The organism is Stenotrophomonas forensis (genome assembly GCF_028752115.1).
GTDB lineage: Bacteria > Pseudomonadota > Gammaproteobacteria > Xanthomonadales > Xanthomonadaceae > Stenotrophomonas > Stenotrophomonas forensis.
On the sequence record NZ_CP082270.1, the window covers coordinates 3,061,643 to 3,084,675 of the forward strand.

At 67.5% G+C, this 23,033-nt stretch carries 21 protein-coding genes and 1 pseudogene; 12 read left to right on the forward strand and 10 right to left on the reverse strand.

Annotated elements, in window-relative coordinates; genetic code table 11:
• Positions 1–42 precede the first annotated feature (42 nt).
• Both K5L94_RS14270 and K5L94_RS14275 read left to right on the forward strand, forming a co-directional pair.
• A complete protein-coding gene (locus K5L94_RS14270; RefSeq protein ID WP_040009559.1) occupies positions 43–681 on the forward strand; it encodes an energy transducer TonB in 639 nt (212 codons plus the stop codon).
• A gap of 119 nt (positions 682–800) precedes the next feature.
• A complete protein-coding gene (locus tag K5L94_RS14275; RefSeq protein ID WP_006452398.1) occupies positions 801–1,373 on the forward strand; it encodes an energy transducer TonB in 573 nt (190 codons plus the stop codon).
• A 120-nt stretch (positions 1,374–1,493) separates the two neighbouring features.
• Here the strand turns inward: K5L94_RS14275 and aroA are convergent, their stop codons facing one another.
• The 4 genes from aroA to K5L94_RS14295 all read right to left on the reverse strand — a co-directional run bounded on the left by aroA (position 1,494) and on the right by K5L94_RS14295 (position 6,238).
• Positions 1,494–2,801 carry a 3-phosphoshikimate 1-carboxyvinyltransferase gene (gene aroA, locus K5L94_RS14280; RefSeq protein WP_274510712.1) on the reverse strand — a complete coding sequence of 436 codons (1,308 nt, stop codon included), beginning with the start codon at positions 2,799–2,801 and terminating at the stop codon, positions 1,494–1,496.
• 76 nt (positions 2,802–2,877) lie between these two features.
• Entirely contained in the window at positions 2,878–4,077 is a 1,200-nt protein-coding gene (gene pheA, locus K5L94_RS14285; protein WP_006452477.1) for a prephenate dehydratase, read from the reverse strand.
• A 51-nt stretch (positions 4,078–4,128) separates the two neighbouring features.
• A complete protein-coding gene (gene serC / locus K5L94_RS14290; RefSeq protein ID WP_180880127.1) occupies positions 4,129–5,214 on the reverse strand; it encodes a 3-phosphoserine/phosphohydroxythreonine transaminase in 1,086 nt (361 codons plus the stop codon).
• Between the two features lie 217 nt (positions 5,215–5,431).
• Positions 5,432–6,238: an FHA domain-containing protein gene (locus K5L94_RS14295; protein WP_271261858.1), complete on the reverse strand. Its 807-nt coding sequence runs from the start codon at positions 6,236–6,238 to the stop codon at positions 5,432–5,434.
• 125 nt (positions 6,239–6,363) lie between these two features.
• On the opposite strand from K5L94_RS14295, the gene K5L94_RS14300 reads away from it, so the two are divergent.
• The 3 genes from K5L94_RS14300 (at position 6,364) to K5L94_RS14310 (ending at position 8,438) form a co-directional block, all read left to right on the forward strand.
• Positions 6,364–6,639 carry a polyhydroxyalkanoic acid system family protein gene (locus tag K5L94_RS14300; protein WP_005417302.1) on the forward strand — a complete coding sequence of 92 codons (276 nt, stop codon included), beginning with the start codon at positions 6,364–6,366 and terminating at the stop codon, positions 6,637–6,639.
• A gap of 80 nt (positions 6,640–6,719) precedes the next feature.
• Entirely contained in the window at positions 6,720–7,211 is a 492-nt protein-coding gene (locus K5L94_RS14305; protein WP_133935047.1) for a phasin family protein, read from the forward strand.
• A 237-nt stretch (positions 7,212–7,448) separates the two neighbouring features.
• Positions 7,449–8,438 carry a restriction endonuclease gene (locus K5L94_RS14310; RefSeq protein ID WP_274510713.1) on the forward strand — a complete coding sequence of 330 codons (990 nt, stop codon included), beginning with the start codon at positions 7,449–7,451 and terminating at the stop codon, positions 8,436–8,438.
• A gap of 101 nt (positions 8,439–8,539) precedes the next feature.
• Here K5L94_RS14310 and hutC read toward each other — a convergent pair whose 3' ends face one another.
• Both hutC and K5L94_RS14320 read right to left on the reverse strand, forming a co-directional pair.
• Positions 8,540–9,268, reverse strand: a complete 729-nt coding sequence (gene hutC, locus K5L94_RS14315) for a histidine utilization transcriptional repressor HutC (RefSeq protein ID WP_274510714.1) — start codon at positions 9,266–9,268, stop codon at positions 8,540–8,542.
• Between the two features lie 27 nt (positions 9,269–9,295).
• Positions 9,296–10,666 carry a formimidoylglutamate deiminase gene (locus tag K5L94_RS14320; RefSeq protein ID WP_274510715.1) on the reverse strand — a complete coding sequence of 457 codons (1,371 nt, stop codon included), beginning with the start codon at positions 10,664–10,666 and terminating at the stop codon, positions 9,296–9,298.
• Positions 10,667–10,733: 67 nt separating this feature from the next.
• On the opposite strand from K5L94_RS14320, the gene hutI reads away from it, so the two are divergent.
• The 6 genes from hutI to K5L94_RS14350 all read left to right on the forward strand — a co-directional run bounded on the left by hutI (position 10,734) and on the right by K5L94_RS14350 (position 19,916).
• Positions 10,734–11,957 (forward strand): imidazolonepropionase, encoded by a 1,224-nt coding sequence (gene hutI, locus K5L94_RS14325; RefSeq protein ID WP_274510716.1) that lies wholly within the window; start codon positions 10,734–10,736, stop codon positions 11,955–11,957.
• Positions 11,954–13,495, forward strand: coding sequence for a histidine ammonia-lyase (gene hutH / locus K5L94_RS14330; protein ID WP_164086310.1), 1,542 nt, complete (start codon positions 11,954–11,956; stop codon positions 13,493–13,495). The genes hutI and hutH overlap by 4 nt, the downstream gene beginning before the upstream one ends.
• Positions 13,492–14,346 carry an N-formylglutamate deformylase gene (hutG, locus tag K5L94_RS14335; RefSeq protein WP_053450187.1) on the forward strand — a complete coding sequence of 285 codons (855 nt, stop codon included), beginning with the start codon at positions 13,492–13,494 and terminating at the stop codon, positions 14,344–14,346. Before hutH ends, hutG begins: the two co-directional genes overlap by 4 nt.
• Positions 14,343–16,010 (forward strand): urocanate hydratase, encoded by a 1,668-nt coding sequence (hutU, locus tag K5L94_RS14340; protein WP_274510717.1) that lies wholly within the window; start codon positions 14,343–14,345, stop codon positions 16,008–16,010. Before hutG ends, hutU begins: the two co-directional genes overlap by 4 nt.
• Positions 16,011–16,174: 164 nt before the next feature.
• Positions 16,175–17,611 carry a serine hydrolase domain-containing protein gene (locus tag K5L94_RS14345; protein ID WP_274510718.1) on the forward strand — a complete coding sequence of 479 codons (1,437 nt, stop codon included), beginning with the start codon at positions 16,175–16,177 and terminating at the stop codon, positions 17,609–17,611.
• A 196-nt stretch (positions 17,612–17,807) separates the two neighbouring features.
• Entirely contained in the window at positions 17,808–19,916 is a 2,109-nt protein-coding gene (locus tag K5L94_RS14350) for a TonB-dependent receptor family protein (protein ID WP_274510719.1), read from the forward strand.
• A gap of 46 nt (positions 19,917–19,962) precedes the next feature.
• On the opposite strand, the pseudogene K5L94_RS14355 reads toward K5L94_RS14350, so the two are convergent.
• The 3 genes and pseudogenes from K5L94_RS14355 to K5L94_RS14365 all read right to left on the reverse strand — a co-directional run.
• Positions 19,963–20,214 (reverse strand): annotated as a pseudogene (locus tag K5L94_RS14355) (hypothetical protein); the annotation flags it as partial.
• Positions 20,215–20,216: 2 nt separating this feature from the next.
• Positions 20,217–21,062 carry an energy transducer TonB gene (locus K5L94_RS14360; protein ID WP_274510720.1) on the reverse strand — a complete coding sequence of 282 codons (846 nt, stop codon included), beginning with the start codon at positions 21,060–21,062 and terminating at the stop codon, positions 20,217–20,219.
• A gap of 52 nt (positions 21,063–21,114) precedes the next feature.
• Positions 21,115–21,894, reverse strand: coding sequence for a hypothetical protein (locus K5L94_RS14365; protein ID WP_180880199.1), 780 nt, complete (start codon positions 21,892–21,894; stop codon positions 21,115–21,117).
• Positions 21,895–22,099: 205 nt separating this feature from the next.
• On the opposite strand from K5L94_RS14365, the gene K5L94_RS14370 reads away from it, so the two are divergent.
• On the forward strand, positions 22,100–22,423 hold the full coding sequence (locus tag K5L94_RS14370; RefSeq protein WP_274510721.1) for a hypothetical protein: 324 nt from the start codon (positions 22,100–22,102) through the stop codon (positions 22,421–22,423).
• 34 nt (positions 22,424–22,457) lie between these two features.
• On the opposite strand, the gene K5L94_RS14375 is transcribed toward K5L94_RS14370, so the two are convergent.
• Positions 22,458–23,033, reverse strand: a complete 576-nt coding sequence (locus K5L94_RS14375) for a TetR/AcrR family transcriptional regulator (protein ID WP_274510722.1) — start codon at positions 23,031–23,033, stop codon at positions 22,458–22,460.

Here is a 23,033-nt window from a genome sequence, read left to right on the forward strand (position 1 = left end):
CCCGCCGTGGCAGAATCGGGCTATTCCGTACTGGTCCGGTCCATGTCTGCACCCCGCTCGTCGTCCGCCAAGTCGTTCACCGTGCATATCCCGCGCAACGCCCTGAAGATCGCCGGTATCGCGTTCGGTGTGGGCATCCTGCTGTTCGTGCTGGTCTGGCTGACCGGCCGCGACAAGGAATTCTTCCGCGCCGACCCGGCCGCGCAGACCCCGCAGGAAACGGCCCAGGTGGAGCCATTGCCGGAGCCGCTGGCCGCGGCCGCGGGCTCCAGCGACATGCCCGATGCCAAACCGGCCCCGGTGGAGGAAGAAGCCCCGAAGCTGGTCGAAACCGCCCCGCCGCCGCCTGCCCCGGTGGCGGAAGCGGCCCCGGCTGCACCGGGCCCTGCGCCGGCGGCCACCGGCAACAGCCAGCCGATGCCGATTGCCGGCCAGTCGCCGCCGCCTGCCTATCCTGCCGCCGCCCTGCGTGCCGGTGAGACCGGCAGCGTGGTGGTACGCGTGGATGTGGATGCCACCGGCTACCCGAACAACGCCACGGTGATCCAGCGCAGCGGCTCACGCGAGCTCGACCGTGCCGCCACCGATGCAGTACGCCGCTGGCGCTTTACCCCGGCGCAGAGCAACGGCCAGGCCGTGCCCGGCAGCATTGAAGTGCCGTTCGACTTCAAGACGCAGTAACTGAACGCTTGCCGGCAGGCAAACTGAACCCTGCCGATTGCGTTGACGCAACGCTGACACTCCTCGTCCATGGCTCGGGCAACACTGCCCACGTCGTCCATTGACGGAAGGAGTTTGCGATGACTGCCACCACCCACGAAGACCTCCATTCGCCGCAGCTGCAGCAGGATTCCAGCCTGCAGCACAGGCCCACATCACCGTGGATGTGGATCGCGCTGATCGTGGCGATGTTCGCGGCTGCCCTGCTGTGGCTGCGTCACTCGAACCAGGAAGATGTGGCGCCGGCACCGGTTGGCGAGCGCATGCTGCCGGCTCCTGAGCAGGCTGCGGTTGCCGATGCTGCGGCGCCTGCCGCGCGTCAGGCCGCACCGGCTTCCAGCCAGCGCAAGGCCGCACCGGTGGTGCGCAATCGTGAAGCGCGCCCGCTGGCCAGCAACCGCATGCCGACCTACCCCGCCGCTGCACTTCGTAGTGGCGTGCAGGGCAGCGTGATCGCCAGCCTGAATGTCGATACCCGCGGCAATGTCGCCAATGCTGCGATTGTTTCGCGCAGTGGCGAGCGCAGCCGCGACCTGGATCGTGCGGTGCTCAACACCGTGCAGAACTGGAAGTTCCAGCCTGCGGTGCATGACGGCCGCGCAGTAGCAAGCGTGGTGCGGGTCCCGGTGGATTTCCGCACCGAGCAGCGTTGATCGCGGACGAGGGGTTCGTGATGTTTCGACGGAGGCTTCGGCCTCCGTCATTTTATCTGGAGAAGCGTGCCAACCAAGGTTGGCACCTACCGGGTTGTGTCGTCCGCCGGACGTGGCCGCTCAGGCCAGGTTGAACCCGGCGCTGCGTGCCAGGCCGTCGAAGTCCGGGAAGGATGTGGCGACGTTGGCGATGTCGTTGATGCGCACTTCGCCATCGCTGATCTGGCCGGCGATGGCGAACGCCATGGCAATGCGGTGGTCGCCGTGGCTTTCGATGGTGCCGCTGCCCAGGCGCACACCACCATGCAGGGTGGCGCCATCTTCGGTTTCGTCCACCTGCATGCCCAGCGCGCGCAGGCCGGTGGCCATCGCAGCCAGACGATCGGATTCCTTGACCCGCAGCTCGGCGGCGCCGCTGACCACGGTCTCGCCCTCGGCGGCGGCAGCGGCCACGAACAGCGCCGGGAACTCATCGATCATGTCCGGCACCAGCGCTTCCGGAATGCGCGCGCCCTTCAGCGGCGCGTAGCGCACCAGCAGATCAGCCACCGGTTCACCGCCCTGCTCGGCCGGGTTCTCTTCGGTGATGTCTGCGCCCATCAGGCGCAGCGCATGCAGCAGGCCGGTGCGGCGCGGGTTCAGGCCAACCTGCTTCAGGCGCAGCTCGGAGCCGGGAATGATGCTGGCCGCCACCAGGTAGAACGCGGCCGAGGAGAAGTCGGCCGGCACCACGATGTCGGTGGCACGCAGGCGCTGGCCACCGCGCAGGCGCGCCTTGCCCGGCGAGAATTCGATGTCCACGCCAAACGCGGACAGCATGCGCTCGGTGTAGTCGCGGGTCGGGTGCGGTTCGGTCACCTGGGTTTCGCCCTGCGCATACAGGCCGGCCAGCAGTACGGCCGACTTGATCTGTGCGCTGGCCACCGGCGAGGCGAAGTCGATGCCGTGCAGCGTCTGGCCGCCATGCACGTGCAGCGGCGGCGTGCCATCGCTCTCGGTATCGATCTTCGCACCCATCTGCGACAGCGGGCCGGTGACGCGGCGCATCGGGCGGCCAGACAGCGATTCATCGCCGATCAGCGTGCAATCAAACGCCTGCCCAGCCAGCAGGCCGGCCAGCAGGCGCATGCCGGTACCGGCGTTGCCGCAGTCCAACGGCGCGTCCGGTGCTTTCAGGCCGTCGAGGCCGACGCCGTGCACGACGCGCTGCGACGGGCTCGGCGTTTCGATGCGCACGCCCAGCTGGCTGAAGATGCGCGCGGTCGCGCGGGTGTCTTCGCCTTCCAGGAAGCCGTCGATATGCGAGGTGCCATCGGCCAGTGCGGCGAACATCACCGAGCGGTGCGAGACCGACTTGTCGCCGGGAATGGTCAGGCTGCCCTGCAGCGGCTGGCCCTTGCGGGCAATCCAGTGTTGCGCGTTGCTCATCGTTCGATCATTCCGTAAACGCCGGCAGCGCCGGCGATGCATCAGGGGGCAGCGGCCGCAGCCGCCACAGCAGCACTCAGGGCACGGCCACCGGATAGGAACCCAGCACCTTGATCTGCGCCGAGTGCGCTTCCAGTTCGGCCAGCGCAGCCTGCATCGGCGCGTCGTCGATATGGCCGGCCAGGTCGATGAAGAAGCCGTATTCCCACTTGCCGTGGTGCGACGGGCGCGACTCGATGCGGTTCATGCTGATGCCGTGGCGGGCAAACGGGCTGAGCACGTCGAACAGCGCACCGGGCTTGTCATGGATGAACACCAGCACCGAGGTGCGGTCATGGCCGGAGGTCGGGAAGATGTTGCGGCCCACCACCAGGAAACGGGTGGTGTTGTCGGCGTCGTTCTGGATCGGCTTGGTGACCACCTTCTTCAGGCCGTACACATGGCCGGCGCTCTCGCCACCGATGGCCGCTGCATCGTCGGCGTTGCGCGCACGGCGCGCGCCTTCGGCATTGCTCGACACCGGAATCTTCTCGGCCTTCGGCAGGTTGGCGCGCAGCCAGGCCGAGGTCTGCATGAACGACTGCGGGTGCGCGTAGATGCGCTCGATGTCCTCGATGCGGCCACTGCGCGACATCAGGTACTGCTGCACGCGCAGCTCCACTTCGCCGCAGATCTTCAGGTTGGAGGTCAGGAACATGTCCAGGGTGATCTGGATGGTGCCCTGGCCCGAGTTCTCCACCGGCACAACGCCGAAATCGGCGTTGCCCGCTTCCACTTCCTGGAACACTTCTTCGATGCTGGCCATCGGCAGGCCCAGCGCCGAGCGGCCGAAGTGCTTGAGCACGGCCTGCTGGCTGAAGGTACCCTCCGGGCCGAGGTAGCCGATCTTCAGTGGCTCCTGCTGGGCCAGGCAGGCCGACATGATCTCGCGGTAGACGTGCACCAGCAGCTCGTCGCTGAGCGGGCCTTCGTTGCGGTCCACCACCATGCGCAGCACCTGCGCTTCGCGCTCGGGGCGGTAGTAGTCGACGGCGGCGGCGAGCTTGCCCTTGGCCTTGCCCACCTGATGGGCGAAGCGCGCGCGCTCGGCAATCAGGTTCTGGATGTCACGGTCGATCTGGTCGATCTTCGAGCGCACATCGGCCAACGCCAGCGGCGCCAGGGTCGGTGCCGGGTTCGACGCGGCCTTGGCCTTGCCCTTCGCCTTGGTGGGCGCGCTGTCCTTGGCCGGTTCTGCCTTCTTCGGCGCCTTCTTGCTGGATTTGCTGCTTGCCATCGGAGTTCCTTGTTGCGGGGCACGCACCCGACGGTGCGCGCCGTTCATTGCTCAACCGTGACGCTGCTGGAAATCGGCCATGAAGGCGACCAGCGCCTCGGCCCCGGCCAGCGGCATGGCGTTGTACAGCGAGGCGCGGATGCCGCCGACCACCTTGTGCCCCTTCAGCGCCAGCAGGCCGGCGGCCTTGGCTTCGGCCACGAAGCGGGCATCGAGGTCGGCATCGGGCAGGAAGAACGGGATGTTCATCCGCGAACGCGCCGCATGCGCGACTTCGTTGCGATAGAAGCCACCGGAGCCGTCGATGGCGCCGTACACCAGGGCGGCCTTGGCGGCGTTGCGCTTGGCGAACTCGGTCACCCCGCCTTCAGCCAGCATCCACTTGAACACCAACCCGGCCAGGTACCAATTCCAGGTCGGCGGGGTATTGAGCATCGAATCGCGGGCAACGTGCGAGCGGTAATCGAAGATGTCCGCGCGCGGCTGGCCGCTGCGTTCAAGCAGGTCACGGCGGATGATCATCACCGCGATACCGACCGGGCCGAGGTTCTTCTGCGCACCGGCGTAGATCACGCCATAGCGGCGCACATCCAGCGGCTCGCTGGCGATGGACGAACTGAAATCGGCGATCAACGGGACGTTGCCGGTGTCGGGCACATCACGGAACTCGACGCCGTGGATGGTCTCGTTGGCGGTGATGTGCACGTAGGCAGCCTCGGGCGAGAGCTGCCAGTCGGCACGCGGCGGAAGCGTGCGGTAGCCATCGGCCTCGCTGCTGGCGGCAATGTTGACGTCGACGTAGACACCGGCCTGCTTGACCGCGGTCTTGCCCCAGTGGCCGCTGACCACGTAGTCGGCGCGCTGGCCGGGGGCGGCGAAGTTGAGCGGGATCAGCGCCTGCTGGGTGGTGGCACCACCGGGCAGGAACAGCACCGCATAGTCGTCGGGGATGTCGAGCAGGCGCCGCAGGTCAGCCTCGGCCTCGGCCGCCACGGACATGAACTCCGCGCCGCGATGGCTCATTTCCACGATCGAGGCGCCGGACCCGTGCCAGTCCAGCATTTCCGCCTGCGCCTGGCGCAGGACCGATTCCGGCAAGGTTGCAGGGCCGGCACTGAAGTTGAACGCGCGCGTCATGTCACACCTGTGGGGCAAGACCCCTAGTATGCCGCAGTGCACCAGCCTTGCGGCCTTGTGCGGCAAGGGAAATTTGGTTTCATTGGAATCCATTGGCCGCGCGCACAGCACCGGTAGCCGCCAACCTTGGTTGGCGTACGCCGCAAGGCGTCATGCCCGCCGAAGAAGCGTGCCGACCAAGGTCGGCACCCACCAGAGCGGCCCCCGAGGGTTCAGATCAGCGCGCGCCGAACCAGAGCAGCAGGCTGAGCAGTGCGGCCAGCAGCAGCGCACTGACCAGCAGCCACGGCCAGCGCCGGACCTTGCGCGGCACGGCCGGCAGCACCGGCGCCTGCTCCGCGTCCTGGCCGGACTCGTCCTCGGCCGGCAGCGGCCGACGGCGCGGGTCGTGCGGCACTTCCAGCACGAAACGGTGCTGGCCATCGAACACGACCTGGTCACCCGCCTGCAGCCAGCAGTGACGTACCGCCACGCCGTTGACCCGGGTACCTTCGGCATTGCCCAGATCGCGAAGCAATACGCGCTCGCCGTGCACTTCCACCCGCGCATGCTGCTCGGCGAAGGCCGGATCATCGATGGCGATGTCCGCCTCGTTGCCACGGCCGATCAGGCGGGCCCGCGACAGGGTGAAGCTGCGACCATGGTGCAGGCCACCGACACCCCGCAGCAGGCGCTGCTGTTCGTCGGTGACCTCTTCATTTTTCGGCGCCGGCGCCTGCAACAGGCTTTCGACCTCACCCTGCAGCACCATCTCCACGCCATCCACATACACTGCGTCGCCTGCACGCAGCAGGGCCATCCGGCGCACCGGCCGGCCGTTCACGTGGATGCCGCGGATACCGTTGCCGACCTGCAGCCAGAGGCCGCGGTCGTCCATGCAGAACTGCGCCAGCAGCAGGGCGCCGTTGCCGGCGTCGCCGAGCCGCACGCTGCCGTTGGCCTGGCGCACGATGCGCTGCACCCCGGGCCGCAGCGGCTGGTCGGGCTGTTGTTGCTGACTGAAGTGAACAAGCAGGTTCTGCACGCGGCGCAGCCTAGCAGGTTGGCCGCCAACGAAGAAGAACCTGCGATGAGTGCTTGGCGCGAAGGCCCTCGATGCGCACAATGCTCGCCCTCATTGATCATCCCCGCCCTGCGCCAGGAGCCTGCATGTCCACCATCGATGTCCGCCACGCCCACGCCCTGCCCGACGCACAGGCGCGCGCGGCAATCGAACAGGTTGCCGCCAAGCTGTCCGAGCGCTTCGGCCTGAAGTCCTCGTGGACCGCCGATGTGCTGAATTTCTCCGGCAGCGGCGTGGACGGCGCGATCGAACTGCAGCCGGGCGCCGTGCGCGTGACCGCCAAGCTGGGCTTCCTGCTGTCGGCGATGAAGGGCATGGTCGAAGGCGAGATCCAGCGCGTGCTGAAGGAAAAGCTGGGCTGAATCCCGGCGGCGGCCGTCACGGCCGTGCAACGCCAACGCGCGCTACTCTCGGGACAGGCCCAACTCCCACGGGAAGTGCGATGAACCGCTACGAAAACGACGACCGCCGCGACGACGACGCCTCTTTCGGTGACCAGGCCGAGCGCTTCTCGCGCAAGCTGAGCGACTCGGCGCAGCAGGTCTGGCTGGCCGGCCTCGGCGCGCTGGGACGTGCCCAGGCCGAAGGCAGCCGTTTCTTTGATGGCCTGGTGAAGGAAGGCGAGGCCTGGGAGTCGCGCCGCCGTGAACGCAGCGGCGAGCAGGGCCCGGGCTGGCGTGACAACGTGGAATCGTCGCTGGACGAAGCCCGCGAAAAGGCCTCCGGCACCTGGAACAAGGTCGAAAAGGCCTTCGACGACCAGGTGCAGGGCGTCCTCAAGCGCCTGCATGTACCCACCGCCGACGAACTGACGGCGCTGGAAGCCCGCATCGATGCCCTGCATGCGCGCCTGGCAAAGCTGGAGAACCGCGCCGCCTCCGGTGCCGACGCTCCCGCCCCGGGCAGCCATCAGTCACCGGACAGCGTGCCCTGACCGCCATTGTTGCAATGCAATAAATTTTGATTGACAATCGCGAGCAACCCGCCAATCGCTTCGGCTGCCGTTTGTTCCCTCCCCTCACGGCTTCAGGATTGGCGGGTTTTTCGTGTCCGTCGTATGCCGAATCTGCGTGCGCCGTCACGTTTCCTGTCAGGAACCTCCTGACCCAGCGGCGCGATACGACCTTTACACTGTCGTCTTCCGCACTCGCCCCCTCCGCGCACCTCCTGCATGCTCCCCTGGATCCTGGCCCTGCTGTCGGCCCTGTTTAGCTGTTCCCTTGCCGTTGTCTATCTGTGGTGGATCAAGCGGCGGCAGAAGGAGATGCAACTCGGCCTGCAGGCCCTGGCCGGCATGCACTGGCGCGAGTTCTCGGTACTGGTCAAGCGCATGCTGCGCGAGCAGCGCGGCCTGCGTGAACTGAATGACCCTTCCGAGGAATCCCGCGAGCCGAGCAGTGATTTCCTGCTCAGCGACGGCCCGAACCAGTGGCTGGTGTCATGCAAGCATGGCCTGGCCTACCGCATCGGCACCGCCGCGGTGAATGAACTGGGCGCGGCTGCACGCCTGGCCGGCGCCAGAGGCGGTGTGCTGCTGACCGAGGGGCGGATCGAACGCGATGGCCGCAGTGCTGCGGAAAAGCAGGCGGTTGAAGTGCTGGACGGCCCACGCCTGTGGCCACTGCTGCAACCCTACCTGCCGGGCGACATCGAAGCGCGCGTGCGCGCCAGCGCCAGGCATGAGGCGCTGCGCCGGATCGCCATAGCCGCACTGGGCTCGGTCACGCTCGGGTTGCTGGTCGGCCTGGGCCTGCAGGGGCTGCACATGGAAGAGGCCAGACCTGTTGCAGCTGCACCGATAGCGGCGGCGCCTGCGGTCGCACCCGCAACCGAGCCGGCCCCGGCTGCGGCAGCGCCGGCCACTGCACCGACCCCCTCGGATACTGACGCGCGCAGCAATCCAAACCCGGATGCGGCCACCCTGGATCGCTACCAGGCCGAGCTCGCCCGTGCCCTCGCTGGCAAGCCCGGTATTGCCAGCGGCGTGTGGCTGACCCGGCAGACCCTGGCGATCAACCGCACCGGTGAACTGGACGCGGTGTGGCCACGGGTCTGCGAGGAAGTGCTGCACTACCCCGCGCTGCGCAACGTGCGCATCCAGCTCAATGCCCGCCCCGGCGTGGATGAGCCGGTGCGCTGGCGGCAGTGCGCTACCTATTGATGAGGCAGCATCCACGCATGGCGTGGATCTACCAAGGGTTCGCACGCATCGCGTAATCCCAACCGGGATTCAGTAGATCCACGCGATGCGTGGATCCGCCCCTACCGCGCCCCCGGCGCAAACCGCGCCACCAGATCCCAGGCGTCGCCCAGGAACACCTGCCGCACGCGGGTGATCGGCTGTTCACCGCGCCAGGTCAGGCGCTCGATCACCAGGCAGGCGGTGCCGGGCTTCACGTCCAGCAGCTTGGCCGTGGCGCTGTCCGCGCCCCAGGCACTGATGCGGTGCTGGGCCCGGGTCCATGACACGTTCTGCAGCAGCCAGCTGCCCGGCGCTGTGGTGTTGAAATCGACCTCCAGCACCTCGGGCACGCCCACCGGACTGATCAAGCGGTGTTCCAGCGCCAGCGGGCGACCATCGGCCAGGTGCAGGCAGCGCATCGCCAGCAGCTTCTGCTGACCGGCCAGCTCCACTTCACCGGCATTGCCGGCGTCGGCCAGGCGCAGTTCGCGTTGCAGCAGGCGGTAGCCATACTGATGGCCGCGCGAGCCGACCTCCATCGCGATATCGGGGATCTCCAGCGCCACCTGCTCCAGGTGCGGCGGCTGCCGCGCCACGAACGAGCCGGCGCGACGGCGGCGCTCGATCATGCCGCTCTCGGCCAGTGCGGTCAGCACCTTGTTCACCGTCATCCGTGAGCAATCGTACTGCTCCATCAGCTCGTGCTCGTACGGAATACGGAAGCCCGGCGCCCACTCTCCGCTGAGGATGCGGCTTTCCAGATCGCTGCGGATACGCTGGTTGAGCGTGGCGGACTTGCTGGCCTTCACGTAATGGGGTCTCGGTGGCGGGGGCGATCAGCCCAGCACGCCCTTCAGGGCGGCGGCAAAGGCGGTGGTGATCGCCTCGCGCTGCAGGTGGCGGCCGTCGGCCACGCACTGGCGGCCATGGCGCCAGACCGATCGCAGCGCGCCATTACGTGCGGCGAACACCCAGCTGTCAAGCCATGCGTCGTCCTGTCGCGCCTGCAGCGCGGGATGCGCAGCGTCCAGTTCAACCAGGTCGGCACTGGCACCGACCTGCAGTCCGGCGGCCACGCCCAGCGCCTGCGCACCGCCGTGCAGTGCGCCCTCGAACAGGAAGCGACCGGTGCTGCGGGTGGCATCCGGGGCCAGCACATTGCGCCCGCGCAGGGTCAGGCGCTGGCCGTACTCAAGCAGGCGCAGCTCTTCGGCGGCATCGATCAGCACATTGGAATCGGAACCGACGCCGAAGCGACCGCCTTCGCGTGCGAACGCCTGCATCGGGAACAGGCCGTCGCCCAGGTTGGCCTCGGTGATCGGGCACAGGCCGGCCACGCCCTGGCTGGCTACGATGGCTGCGCGCTCGTCATCGGTGATGTGGGTGGCATGCACCAGGCACCAGCGCGCATCCACCGGCGCATGGTTGAACAGCCACTGCACCGGGCGCTGGCCGCTCCAGGCCAGGCAGGCCTCGACTTCGCGCACCTGCTCGGCGATGTGGATATGCACCGGGCCTTCGGTGAGCGGCAACAATGCACCCAGTTCCTCGCCCGTGACTGCACGCAGACTGTGCGGCGCGATGCCGAGCACCGCATCGGGCAGCGCGTCCAATGCCGGCTTGGCGGCCTCCAACAGCTGCGCGAAGCCGTCCACATCGTGGATCAAGCGACGCTGCGCGGGATTCGGCGCCGCACCGCCAAAATCGGCATGGGCATAGAACACCGGCAACAGGGTCAGGCCGATGCCGGTCTGCTCGGCCGCCGCCGCAATCCGCGCGCTCATCTCGGCACGGTTGGCATACGGGCGGCCGTCGGCGTCGTGGTGCAGATAGTGGAATTCGCCAACGCGGGTGAAACCACTTTCCAGCATTTCCATATAGGCCTGGGCGGCGATGGCCTGCACCGCGTCCGGGCGCAGGTGGGCCAGGAAGCGGTACATCAGCTCGCGCCAGCTCCAGAAACTGTCGCCGTCACCGCCGCCGATCTCGGTCAGGCCGGCCATGCCGCGCTGGAACGCGTGGCTGTGCAGGTTGGGCAGGCCCGGCACCAGGATGCCGACCCGGGTATCGCCCGGCTGCGTACCCTGGCCCGCGCGGATGTCCGTGATGCGGCCGTCCTGCACCTGCAGCTGGACATCGCGGGCCCAGCCTCCGGCCAGCAGGGCGTGGGCGGCATGGAATCTGTGGGGGGAACGCGAATCGGACATGGCTGGACAACCCGAAATGGACGCCTATATTGTATAGACATATAAGCACAGCCGCATTGTGGATGCCATGCACGTCGATACCCTCTGGTCCAACGTCCACCTGATCACCCTCGACGGCGACGGCCTGGGCGTCATCCGCGATGGCGTGCTGGCCTGCGCCGACGGGCGCATCGTCCATGTCGGCACCGCCGGCAGCGATGCCCACCTGCAACCGACCACCCGCATCGACGGCGAAGGCCGCTGGATCTCGCCGGGACTGATCGACTGCCACACCCATCTGGTCTACGCCGGCAACCGCGCCAACGAGTTCGAGCAGCGCCTGCAGGGCGTCAGCTATGCGGAGATCGCCCGTGCCGGCGGCGGCATCGTCTCCACCGTGCGTGCCACCCGCGCCGCGACGCCGGAACAGCTGGCCCGCGAAAGCCGCCCACGCCTGCTGGCAATGCGCGCCGAAGGCGTGACCACGCTCGAGATCAAATCCGGCTACGGCCTGACCCTGCCCGACGAACGCAAGCAGTTGCAGGTGGCGCGTGCACTGGGCGAGGAATGCCGGGTCAACGTGGTGACCACCTTCCTCGGCGCACATGCCATCCCGCCGGGCCGCGAGGCACAGGAGTACACCGACGAGGTGTGCAACGTGATGATTCCGACCATCGCCGCCGAAGGCCTGGCCGAAGCGGTGGACGTGTTCTGCGAGAACATCGCCTTCTCGCCCGCACAGGCGCGGCAGGTGTTCGAGGCGGCACGTGCCCACGGGCTGGCGGTGAAGATCCATGCCGAGCAGCTGAGCAACCAGCATGGCGCCGAACTGGCGGCCGGCTTCGGTGCACTCTCGGCCGACCATATCGAACACCTCGATGACGCCGGCATCGCGGCAATGGCCGCCGCCGGCACCGTCGCAGTGCTGCTGCCCGGCGCCTTCTATTTCACCCGCGATACCACCCTGCCGCCGATCGCGGCGCTGCGTGCGGCCGGGGTGCCGCTGGCGCTGGCCACCGACAGCAACCCGGGCACCTCGCCCCTGACCAGCCCGCTGCTGGCGATGAACATGGGCGCCACCCTGTTCCGCCTGACCGTGGACGAGTGCATCGCCGGCTTCACCCGTGAAGCGGCGCGTGCACTGGGCCATGGCGACCGTATCGGCCGACTGGCCGTGGGCATGGACTGCGACCTGGCGATCTGGGACATCGACGCCCCCGCCGACCTGGTCTATCGCATTGGATTCAACCCGCTGCACGCGCGCGTGGTGCGCGGACAGCCCGACCTGCCTGCCTCCTGGAGCAACACATGAGCAACACCCTGGTTCTTCGCCCCGGCCACGTCACTCTCGCCCAGTGGCGGCAGGTCTATCGCGGTTCACCGCTGGCACTGGACCCGGCCGCGCTGCCGGTGGTGCGTGCCAGTGCCGCGGCCGTGGCCGCCATCGTCGCCAAGGGCGCGCCGGTCTATGGCATCAACACCGGCTTCGGCAAGCTGGCCAGCGTGCGCATCGAGCGCGAGGACCTGGCCACCCTGCAGCGGAACATCGTGCTCTCGCATGCGGCAGGCGTCGGCGAACCAATGCCGGCTCGCGTGGTGCGCCTGATGATGGCGCTGAAGCTGGTCAGCCTGGCGCAGGGTGCTTCGGGCATCCGCGAAGAAACCCTGCTGCTGCTGGAAGCGATGCTGGTCAAGGGCGTGCTGCCGGTGGTGCCCGCACAGGGCTCGGTGGGTGCTTCGGGTGACCTGGCACCGCTCTCGCACCTGGCCAGCGTGATGCTGGGCGTGGGCGAAGCCTTCATCGGCGACGAACGCCTGCCGGCGATCGATGCACTGGCACGCGCGGGTTTGCAGCCGATCGAACTGGGTGCGAAGGAAGGCCTGGCGCTGCTCAACGGCACCCAGTTCTCCACCGCTTATGCGCTGGCCGGCCTGTTCGAGATCGAGACTGTGTTCCAGGCCGCGCTGGTCACCGGTGCGCTGTCGGTGGAAGCGGCCAAGGGCTCCGATACGCCGTTCGATCCGCGCATCCACGCCATCCGCGGCCAGCGCGGGCAGATTGCCACTGCGGCCACGCTGCGCACGCTGATGCAGGGCTCGGACATCCGCGAATCGCACCGTGACAACGACGTGCGCGTGCAGGACCCGTACTGCCTGCGCTGCCAGCCGCAGGTGATGGGCGCCGCACTGGACATCCTGCGCCAGGCCGCGACCACGCTGGAAATCGAAGCCAATGGCGTGTCCGACAATCCGCTGGTGTTCACCGATACCGGCGAAGCCCTTTCCGGTGGCAACTTCCACGCCGAGCCGGTCGCCTTTGCCGCCGACATGCTGGCGATGGCGGTGTGCGAGATCGGTTCGATCAGCGAGCGCCGCCTGGCCATGCTGGTCGACCCGGCGCTGTCCGGCCTGCCGGCGTTCCTGACCCCGCGCCCGGGGCTGAATTCCGGCTTCATGATTCCGCAGGTCACCGCCGCCGCGCTGGTCTCGGAAAACAAGCAGCGCGCCTACCCGGCCAGTGTTGATTCGATCCCGACTTCGGCCAACCAGGAAGACCATGTGTCGATGGCCGCGCACGGTGCGCGCCGCCTGATGCAGATGGCCGAGAACGCGGCCAACGTGATCGGCATCGAGCTGCTGGCCGCCGCGCAGGGCTGCGACTTCCACGCCCCGCTGCGCTCCAGCACCGCGCTGGAAAGCGTGCGCGCCACCCTGCGCGCACAGGTGCCGACGCTGGAAGAAGATCGCTACTTCCACCCGGACATGGTGACCGCCACGAACCTGGTGCGCAGCGGCGCGCTGGCGCAGGGCCTGAGCGATCTGTTGCCGACCGTGGAACCGCAGGCATGAATGCCCATCCCGAATGGCTGACCGTGCACGAGGGCGACGCCCCCCTCATCGTCAGCTTCCCGCATACCGGCAGCGAGCTGCCGCATGACCTGATCGGCCACTACCACTCGCCGTGGTTGGCACGCCGCGATGCCGACTGGTGGGTGCACGAGTTGTACGACTTCGTGCGTGGCATGGGCGCAACCACCGTGCGCTCGGCGATCTCGCGCTCGGTGATCGATCTCAATCGTGATCCCAGCGGTGTCTCGCTGTACCCGGGCCAGAACACCACCGGGCTGTGCCCGCTGACCACCTTCGACAACCAGCCGCTGTACCACGCCGGGCGCGAACCGGACGACGCGGAAATCGCGCGCCGCCGCGATACCTATTTCCTGCCCTACCACGATGCGCTGGCCGCGCAGATCACCCGCCTGCGCGCACGCCATGGCACCGTGGTGGTGTACGACGCACACTCGATCCGCTCGCACATTCCACACCTGTTCGACGGCGAACTGCCGCAGTTCAACCTGGGCACCGCCGGCCCCTCCGGTGCGCCGGACACGTCCTGCGACAACGCGCTGAGCGATGTGGTGGAGAACCTGCTGAAGATCAGTGGCATGAGCCAGGTGCGCAACGGCCGCTTCAAGGGCGGCTGGATCACACGCCACTACAGCAACGTCGCCGGCGGCGTGCACAGCCTGCAGATGGAACTGGCCTGCCGCGGCTACATGCACGAGCCGCTGCCCGACCAGGTGGACGAACACAGCTGGCCCACCCCGCTCGACCCCGACCACGCCGCACCGCTGCGCCACACCCTGGCGCAGGTGCTCAACGCCTGCCTTGAATTCGCTACGAACCGGAGCGCCGCATGACCCGCAACGACCCGTCCCGCACCATTGCCGCGCCGACCGGCACCACGCTCAACGCCAAAAGCTGGCTGACCGAAGCGCCGCTGCGCATGCTGATGAACAACCTGCACCCGGACGTGGCCGAACGGCCGCAGGAACTGGTGGTGTACGGCGGCATCGGCCGCGCCGCGCGCGATTGGGAGAGCTTCGATGCGATCGTCGAAACGCTCAAGCGCCTGGACGACGACCAGACCCTGCTGGTGCAGTCGGGCAAGCCGGTGGGCGTGTTCCGCACCCACGCCGACGCACCGCGCGTGCTGATCGCCAATTCCAACCTGGTGCCGCGCTGGGCCAACTGGGACCACTTCAACGAGCTGGATAAGAAGGGCTTGGCCATGTACGGCCAGATGACCGCCGGCAGCTGGATCTACATCGGCGCGCAGGGCATCGTGCAGGGTACCTACGAGACCTTCGTGGAAATGGGCCGCCAGCACTTCGGTGGCGACCTGACCGGCAAGTGGCTGTTCACCGGCGGCCTGGGCGGCATGGGTGGCGCACAACCGCTGGCCGCGGTGATGGCCGGCGCCTCCTGCCTGGCTGTCGAGTGCCGCAAGAGCAGCATCGACATGCGCCTGCGCACCGGTTACCTCGATACCTGGACCGACAACCTGGACGAAGCGCTGCGCCTGATCGACGAATCGTGCAAGGCCGGTACACCGAAGTCGGTGGGCCTGTTGGGCAATGTGGCCGATGTACTGGCCGAACTGCTGGCGCGTGGCATCAAGCCGGACCTGCTGACCGACCAGACCTCCGCGCACGACCCGGTGAACGGCTACCTGCCGCAGGGCTGGACGGTCGAGCAATGGGACGACAAGCGCGTATCCGCTCCCAAGGAAGTGGAGAAGGCTGCACGCGCGTCGATGGCCAACCACATCCGCGCCATGCTCGGCTTCCACGCGCTGGGCGTGCCGACCGTGGACTACGGCAACAACCTGCGGCAGATGGCGCTGGAAGAAGGCGTGGAGAACGCGTTCGACTTCCCCGGTTTCGTGCCGGCTTATATCCGTCCGCTGTTCTGCCGCGGCATCGGCCCATTCCGCTGGGCGGCATTGAGCGGTGACCCGGAAGACATCGCCAAGACCGATGCCAAGGTGAAGGAACTGATTCCGGACAACCCGCACCTGCATCGCTGGCTGGACATGGCCGCCGAGAAGATCAAGTTCCAGGGCCTGCCGGCGCGCATCTGCTGGGTCGGCCTGGGCGACCGTGATCGCCTCGGCCTGGCCTTCAACGAGATGGTCGCCAACGGCGAACTGAAGGCGCCGGTGGTGATCGGCCGTGACCACCTGGACAGCGGCAGCGTGGCATCGCCGAACCGCGAAACCGAAGCCATGGCCGACGGCTCCGATGCAGTGTCCGACTGGCCACTGCTGAACGCCCTGCTCAACACCGCCAGCGGCGCCACCTGGGTGTCGCTGCATCACGGCGGCGGCGTCGGCATGGGCTTCTCGCAGCACGCCGGCATGGTGATCGTCTGCGACGGCACCGATGCGGCGGCCAAGCGTATCGGCCGCGTGCTGTGGAACGACCCGGCCACCGGCGTGATGCGCCATGCCGATGCCGGCTATGAGATCGCGATTGACTGCGCGAAGGAAAAGGGACTGGATCTGCCGGGAATCCTGGGCTGATCGCAGGGGTGCCGGCCAGCGGCCGGCACTACCGGGCACGTTCCGCCCTGGCAGGTGTGGTAGTGCCGGCCGCTGGCCGGCTCTCCCTGATGCGGGAATCGGTGCTCTTGACCCGATCTCCCGCCGTGACCAAGATGCGCCATCGCCGCTGACGGATCACCGCGATGTACCGCACCCTTGCTGCTGCATTGCTCTGCGCCCTGGCCATCGCCCTGCCCGCCTCGGCGCGTGACGTCCCTACCGGCCTTTCTTCCCGGCTCGACGCCCAACTGCAGGCCAACCGCGAACGCTACGGTATTGCCGGCCAGGCAGTACTGGTCGCGCACAACGGGAAGGTGCTCTACCAGGGCGCCAGCGGTGAACGCGATCCTGCCACGCATGCACAGGCCACCGTCGATACCATCTTCGCCTCGCAGTCGGTGGCCAAGCTGCTGACCAGCACGTTGGTGATGCAGCTGGTGGAACAAGGCAAGGTGGACCTGGATGCACCCGCCAGCCGCTATGTGCCTGACTTGCCCACGGCATGGCAGGCGATCCCCGTGCGCGATTTTCTCAGCCACAGTTCCGGCATTGCCGAGTACTACGATCGGGTCGACAACCGCTGGGTCAGCAGGGGCTACAGCGGCGTGGCACCCACCCTTGCCGCCGCTCTGAAGGTGGCGGCTGCCGCACCGATGCAGTTCGCCACCGGCAGCCGCGTGCAATACACCCAGGCCAACTACCTGGTGCTGACGGCGCTGCTGGAAGCGCACTACCGCAAGCCCTACCCGGCCATCGCGCGCGAACGCATCCTGCAGCCGCTGAAGATGACCAGCACTTCATGGGGCGCAGCCAGCGTACCGGCGCAGCGCGCGGCGGTGCCGTACATCGGCAGGGAGGGCCAGCTGCAGCCCGCCAACGAAGATCCGTGGCCGGACTACGGCTGGGGCCATGCCGATCTGCAGACTACCGTGGGCGACATGAACCGCTTCCTGCAGGCGCTGGCGACCGGAAAGCTGGTACGCACGGCGACGCTGGAAAATCTATGGAAGCCGCAGAAACTGAGCGGTGGCGGCAGCAACTTTTTCTCCACTGGTTGGGACACCACGCACAGCGACGACTACACCCAGGTCGGCCACGATGGCGGCACCCGCGTGCGGGTGCGGCTGGCCTACAAGGACACGCTGGCCAGTGGCTACTGGGTGTTCGTGTACCTGACCAATGGCAGCGCGCGCAATGTGTGGTCGAGCACGTTGGTGGAGAGCACGATGGCGGTGGCCGCGCCCGCCGAGTTTCCGCATGCAGTGCTGTCGGAGCGACTGATCGCCTATGCACTGGATGATGATGCCGGCGCCGCGCAGGCGATGCGGGCCTGGTTGCGCGACGACACCCGGATTACGGGCAACGAACGGGAGCGTGCGATCAATGCGAGCGGCTATGCCATCCGCGGGAGTCTGGGCGCGCGCAAGGCGCTGAAGGTGTTCACCCTCAATACCGAGCTGTATCCGGATTCGGCCAATACCTGGGACAGCTTGGCCGAGTGCCATGCGGCGCTGGGTGAGAAGGAGACGTCTGATCGGCTGTATGCAAAGGCTCAGGCGCTGGCGAAGCCTTCACCGTAAACCGATTGTAGAGTCGAGCTTGCTCGACTGCTTCTCTGCGTCGGAGTCGAGCACGGCTCGACTCCACAAGTGCGAAAGAGCAGTCGAGCAAGCTCGACTCTACAAGTGCGCGGGCGGCCATACGCCGCCGATGGGTGACGCGGCGCGCGCGACCTGTTAACTTGCGCGCCACTTTCGTGGTTTACAGCAGTCCCGCATGTCGCTCTCGTCGTACCGCCCCACTCCGTCGCCACTGTTCCTGGCCGTTTCTCTCGGCCTCGCCACTACCGCCCACGCCGCGCCGCAGGCCACCACGCTGGATGCGGTGCAGGTCACCGCCGCCGATGCCAGCGCCCAGGCACGCGAGGCGTTGAAGCGCGTGCCCGGCGCCAGCAACGTCATCGATGTGGCCAAGGCCGACAGCCGACTGTCCAGCAGCGCCGATGTGCTGGCCTACCAGCCGGGCATCAGCGCACAGTCGCCAGGCAATGAAGGCACCAAGGTCTCCATCCGCGGCTCCGGCATCAACCGCGGCCCGGGCGCGCACGCCTCGGGTATTGCCGTGTCGATCGATGGCCTGCCGTTGACCGGACCGGGCGGCACGCCCTACGAGCTGCTGGAACCGCTGTGGCTGTCGCGCGTGGAAGTGCTGCGCGGGGCCAACGGTTTCGAGCGTGGCGCGCTGGCACTCGGCGGTGCCATCGACTACGTCAGCCGCAGCGGCCGTGATTCGGCGGGCGTGCAGCTGCATTACGAAGCCGGCAGCCGTGGCTACCAGAAGCGCGGGATCAGCTGGGGGGGTGTCAGTGGCGATGTCGACTACTTCCTGGCCTACACCGATACCGAATTCGACGGTTACCAGTACCATGCCCGTGGCGACGGCAAGGGCGCGATGGCCAACATCGGCTGGCAGATCACGCCCGACCTGCAGACCCGCTTCTTCGTTCGCTACCGCGAAACCAATCACGAGACGCCCGGGCGCCTGACCCGCGACCAGATCCGCAACGACCCGCGTGCGGCGAACCCGGCCAACCTGGCCATTGATGCGCGCCGCCCGCAGCCGGGCAGCACGTGGGTGGGCAATGTCACCACGCTGCAGATCGATGAGGATTCCTCGCTGCAGGCCGGGCTGGTCTATCACAAGTACCCGATGGACTTGAACGAGAGCCTGTACCGCCAGCAGCTGGATTACGCCAACCTCAATGCCACGCTGGACTATCGCCATCGCCACCGGCTGTTCGGCCTGGACAGCGAAACCACCGTAGGCCTGCGCGTCACCCACGACCTGGACGCCGACGTGCGCGAGTCGCTGCGCTTTGCCAACAACGGCTACGCCGCTGGCACGCGCACGCGCGACTTCCGCCACCACGGCACTGACAGCACCCTGCACGTCAGCAACACCCTCACGTTGAACGACCGCCTGCGCCTGCAGACCGGGCTGGCGCTGATCAACACCCGCCGTGATGTGCAGGTGACCTGGCCGAGCAGTGGCGGCCGCCTGCGCGACCACGACTGGGACTATGCGCCTCGACTGGGCTTCACCTGGCAGCACAGCGCGCAGACGCAGTGGTTCGGCAACCTCAGCCGTTCGGTGGAAGCACCGCACCCGTGGTCGATGATCTGGGGCTCGAACCAGTACTTCGGGCCAGGCAATGGACCGTCCACCGGCCGCCAGCGCGCGCCGGTGCCGATGCAGAACCAGACCGCCACCACGCTGGAACTGGGCGCACGTGGCGACGCTGTGCTGGGCCGCTGGGAACTGACCGGCTACTACGCACACGTGAACCACGAACTGCTGAGCGTGGAGCTGCAGCCGGTGCCAAACCTGTTCATCGCCGAGAACAACGCCAGTCCGACCGTGCACCGTGGCATCGAGGCCGGCTTGGACAGCACGCTGTGGCAGGCCGCGCCGGCGCGCCTGTCATTGCGCCAGGCGTATACCTTCAGCGATTTCCGGTACCGACACGATGCGCGCTTCGGCAGCAACCGCCTGCCGGGCCTGCCGCGCCACAGCTACCAGGCCGAGCTGCGCTTCGACCACGCCTCCGGCCTGTACGCCGCGCTCAATACCGAGTACGCCTCGCGTATCGCGGTGGACTACGCCAACAGCTACTGGGCCGACAGCCATGTGATCTTCGGCAGCCGCATCGGTTACGACGCACCCAATGGCCGCTGGCAGGCGTGGGCGGAGATGCGCAACATCGGCGACCGCCACTACGCTGCTACGGTCACGCCGGGCTATGACGATGTGGGCAAGGATGTGGCGCGCTCGACGCCGGGCGAAGGCCGTGGCGTCTATGCGGGCGTGCGCTGGCGCTTTGACTGATTGCCGCAGGCGGCGCCGGGTGTGATCCGGCGCCACCGTTCCAGGGTCAGCTGATACACCAGGCCGGCAGGCGCTCGCTGTGTTTCCAGATGGAAGGCGCGAAGCCGATCAGCACCAGTGCCGCCAACCACTTCGGCGACGTACTCAGCAGCGTCGAACCGAGCGAGCCGTCGCCGGGTGCGAGCAGCTCCTGCCAAGGGTTGTAACCGAGGGTGCTGCCAACCCACCACCGCAACGCTGCGCCAATTCCCACCAGCAGCAGAGCCAGCGTGCCGCAGGTCCAGCGCTGCGAGTCTGTCATCACGACTCCGGCAATGCGGGCCACAGGCCGTGTCCAAAGCCCGTATAGCGGACAGGCTCCACTCGAATACGCTCCCATCCGCCCTTCCCGCGGTGCAGAAGGTAGAGGACGCGCATCGCCGTTCCTCCACTGCACAGATCCGAGGCGACCGATGCCATTGCCCAGTTACCGTCCAGGCTGAACACAGGGCGCTGCAGATAGACAACGCCCAGATCGGGATTGCCCAGGCCATCCGTACATCCCTCGATGCCACGCGCGCGCCGTTGCTGAAGTTCGTCCCACGTCATCCGTTGCGCCCGCGCGTGTGCAAGCCCAAACGCGAGGTCGGGTACGCGTACAGCCCGGCGGTTCGCGACCTGCAACATCGCCTCCAGATGCTGCTGCAGTTGAAAGGATGCCGCACTGTCATCATCGCGCCACTCGACGACGCTGTGACTAACCTGGCAGACCGGGGCGGGGTCTCCTTCACCGCAGGAAGGTGCGGTCCATTCCATCACAGCGAATGGCATGTCGGGCTCCCAGCTGCGCGGCTCGAAGTGTGCTGGCGCGGCGTCTTGCAGTGGCACCTCCGCGGTCGCGAACCCACTGTTACCGGTCAGCATCGGGGAGGAGACTGCCTTCATTGGAATCGGTGGTACCGGCGGCTTTCCTTGCGGTGTCGGTCGCAGGTCGATCAGCTCTGCCATCACCTCGGCCTGCATCTGTGCGGTACCGAGGTTGATCGGCGGCGGACCGCTGTCCTGCCGCCACTGCGGGCGCACACTGACCATCAGCGCTGCGCCAACAGCCACGAACAGGACGACCGCTGTCGTCAGGATGCGCTTCCGTGCAATGCGCTGTCGCATGAAGTTCCTGGAAGAAATGAAGCAGGTTGGGATATCGGCCGGAAACGTGGTGCTACAGCGCTTGGATGACCTGCAGCAGATGGCTCGCACCCGGCACAAGTTCCTGCGCAAGCCAACCCAGCACTGCAAAGAACAGCAGCAGGCCGAGCAGCGGCCAGATCGTGTGCGTCACGCATACCCGCCACCATCCCTGCTCCTGCATGCCCTGCATGCGCCGGTACAGGCCACCAGCGATGGCGGCGTCCACCAGCAGTTCAGCCATCAGCACCGGCGCCGACCACACCACCCACACGCTCGCCAGCAGGACGGTCGCCACCAGCGCGACGATGCCGAGGATGGCCAGCAGAGGCAGGCCCGCTTCGTCTTCAGCCAATCCAGCCAGTGGCAACTCACTCACCTCCGCGCCGCTCGGCGATGCCGAATCACTCCACGACGCCGACACACCGCCACCGCCGGAGCGCCCCTCGGCACCGCTCCACGGAGATTCCACGGCACTTCCACGAGGGGATGGGCTGCCACCGCCCATGTCCGGCGACAGGCCATCCAGTACGTTGTCCCAGCGCCAGCGGATCCAGATCCACATCAGCAGCAGGAACACGCCGTAGGCCAGCACTACGGCCATCGGGTAGCGAAGCAGCATCGCGTCGATACCTGCCAGGCGCAGCAGGTACGAGGCAAGGAAACCGGCCGCACCGGTCAGGGCGACGATCAGCGCCATCTGCAGGCGTGGCCAACTACGCTGCTGCAGGTGCCGGCGCGCACGCACGACTTCGCTACCGCGGTTCACGGGCAATTTCAGTGGGCTGCGTGAAAAGTGGCGCGAGCGCTTCATGCAGCCGCCAGGGGACGGGAGGCATCGCGGCCACGAACGTCGGGAACCTGATACTGCATGCGGACATCCTTGCCGGGCACGCGTAGGTGGTGATGGGCGGAGTCTAGCGCGATGGGACTGCGGGTCAAACACCCACGGACCGGACTGGCGCCTGCTTTGTACTCGCGCGCCGGCGGCTGGATCATGGCTTTCTGCCAGAAAAAGTATGCTCTACGGCATGCACGTCTCCCAGCTCACCCGCTCCGCCGCCCTCGTGATGTTCGTTCCAATGCTTGGCCTCGCCGGTTGGGGTTCCTGGTTTGGTAGCCGCTGCTTCAGCGATGGCTGCCTCGGCGTCCTGGTGGCATGGCTTGCCGCCGTGGTTGCATTTGTAGTTCAGGCGTTGCTGGTACTCACGACGCATGCCTGGGCCCTCAAGCGGCAAGGAGCGCCCGCCGCTCGCAGCTACTTTCTTTGGTTGGGCGCGTCGGCCGTCGCAGCGTTCCTGCCCATCGTGCTCGGCTGGGGCTACTTGATGATCTTCCGATGACCTGCTGCGCGTCTCCCGCACGCGGATAGCCGGATCAAGGCGTCGCCGCGGCTTTCAGCAACTGCGCGGCCACCTGATCGAACGGGGCGATGTCCTGCAGGGCACGGCACATCGCCACCGCGCCTTCCACGCTGGCGATCACCAGGCTGGCCAGACCGGCCGCAGCGGCTGAATCGTGACCTTCAGCGACGAAGGCCGAGGCCAGATGGCCCTGCCAGCGCGCGAACACCTCCGCGGCGGCCGCGCGGGGCTGGCTGTGCATCGCCTCCACTGGCTCCTCCACCGCAGCGGCCAGCACCGGGCACCCCGCACGGAAGCCGGAGCGCAGCAGCCGCTCGCGCCACATCGCCAGGAACTGCTGCAGGCCCTGCACCGCGCCGCCCTTCAGCAGCTCCACCAGCAGCGCTTCCACCTTGTCGCCGGCCATGTGGGTGGCGCGCGCCAGCAGCTCCTGCTTGCCGCCGGGAAAATGGTGATAGGTGGAACCCAGCGGCGCCTCGGCCAGCTTGGTCACCTCGCGGATGCTGGTGGCATTGAGGCCCACGCGCGCCAGCATCTGTGCCGCGGCATCAATCACGCGTTGAGGCGCATCAGAGGATCGCGGGCTCAC

What these genes read in the sequence shown, in the direction of transcription:
- K5L94_RS14345 (WP_274510718.1), top strand. Translation starts at nt 16,175, where the DNA reads ATGTACCGCACCCTTGCTGCTGCATTGCTCTGCGCCCTGGCCATCGCC.
- K5L94_RS14370 (WP_274510721.1), top strand. Translation starts at nt 22,100, where the DNA reads ATGCTCTACGGCATGCACGTCTCCCAGCTCACCCGCTCCGCCGCCCTC.
- K5L94_RS14300 (WP_005417302.1), top strand. Translation starts at nt 6,364, where the DNA reads ATGTCCACCATCGATGTCCGCCACGCCCACGCCCTGCCCGACGCACAG.
- K5L94_RS14275 (WP_006452398.1), top strand. Translation starts at nt 801, where the DNA reads ATGACTGCCACCACCCACGAAGACCTCCATTCGCCGCAGCTGCAGCAG.
- pheA (WP_006452477.1), bottom strand. Translation starts at nt 4,077, where the DNA reads ATGGCAAGCAGCAAATCCAGCAAGAAGGCGCCGAAGAAGGCAGAACCG.
- hutI (WP_274510716.1), top strand. Translation starts at nt 10,734, where the DNA reads ATGCACGTCGATACCCTCTGGTCCAACGTCCACCTGATCACCCTCGAC.
- K5L94_RS14365 (WP_180880199.1), bottom strand. Translation starts at nt 21,894, where the DNA reads ATGAAGCGCTCGCGCCACTTTTCACGCAGCCCACTGAAATTGCCCGTG.
- hutG (WP_053450187.1), top strand. Translation starts at nt 13,492, where the DNA reads ATGAATGCCCATCCCGAATGGCTGACCGTGCACGAGGGCGACGCCCCC.
- K5L94_RS14350 (WP_274510719.1), top strand. Translation starts at nt 17,808, where the DNA reads ATGTCGCTCTCGTCGTACCGCCCCACTCCGTCGCCACTGTTCCTGGCC.
- K5L94_RS14320 (WP_274510715.1), bottom strand. Translation starts at nt 10,666, where the DNA reads ATGTCCGATTCGCGTTCCCCCCACAGATTCCATGCCGCCCACGCCCTG.
- hutH (WP_164086310.1), top strand. Translation starts at nt 11,954, where the DNA reads ATGAGCAACACCCTGGTTCTTCGCCCCGGCCACGTCACTCTCGCCCAG.
- aroA (WP_274510712.1), bottom strand. Translation starts at nt 2,801, where the DNA reads ATGAGCAACGCGCAACACTGGATTGCCCGCAAGGGCCAGCCGCTGCAG.
- K5L94_RS14305 (WP_133935047.1), top strand. Translation starts at nt 6,720, where the DNA reads ATGAACCGCTACGAAAACGACGACCGCCGCGACGACGACGCCTCTTTC.
- K5L94_RS14270 (WP_040009559.1), top strand. Translation starts at nt 43, where the DNA reads ATGTCTGCACCCCGCTCGTCGTCCGCCAAGTCGTTCACCGTGCATATC.
- serC (WP_180880127.1), bottom strand. Translation starts at nt 5,214, where the DNA reads ATGACGCGCGCGTTCAACTTCAGTGCCGGCCCTGCAACCTTGCCGGAA.
- hutU (WP_274510717.1), top strand. Translation starts at nt 14,343, where the DNA reads ATGACCCGCAACGACCCGTCCCGCACCATTGCCGCGCCGACCGGCACC.
- K5L94_RS14310 (WP_274510713.1), top strand. Translation starts at nt 7,449, where the DNA reads ATGCTCCCCTGGATCCTGGCCCTGCTGTCGGCCCTGTTTAGCTGTTCC.
- K5L94_RS14360 (WP_274510720.1), bottom strand. Translation starts at nt 21,062, where the DNA reads ATGCGACAGCGCATTGCACGGAAGCGCATCCTGACGACAGCGGTCGTC.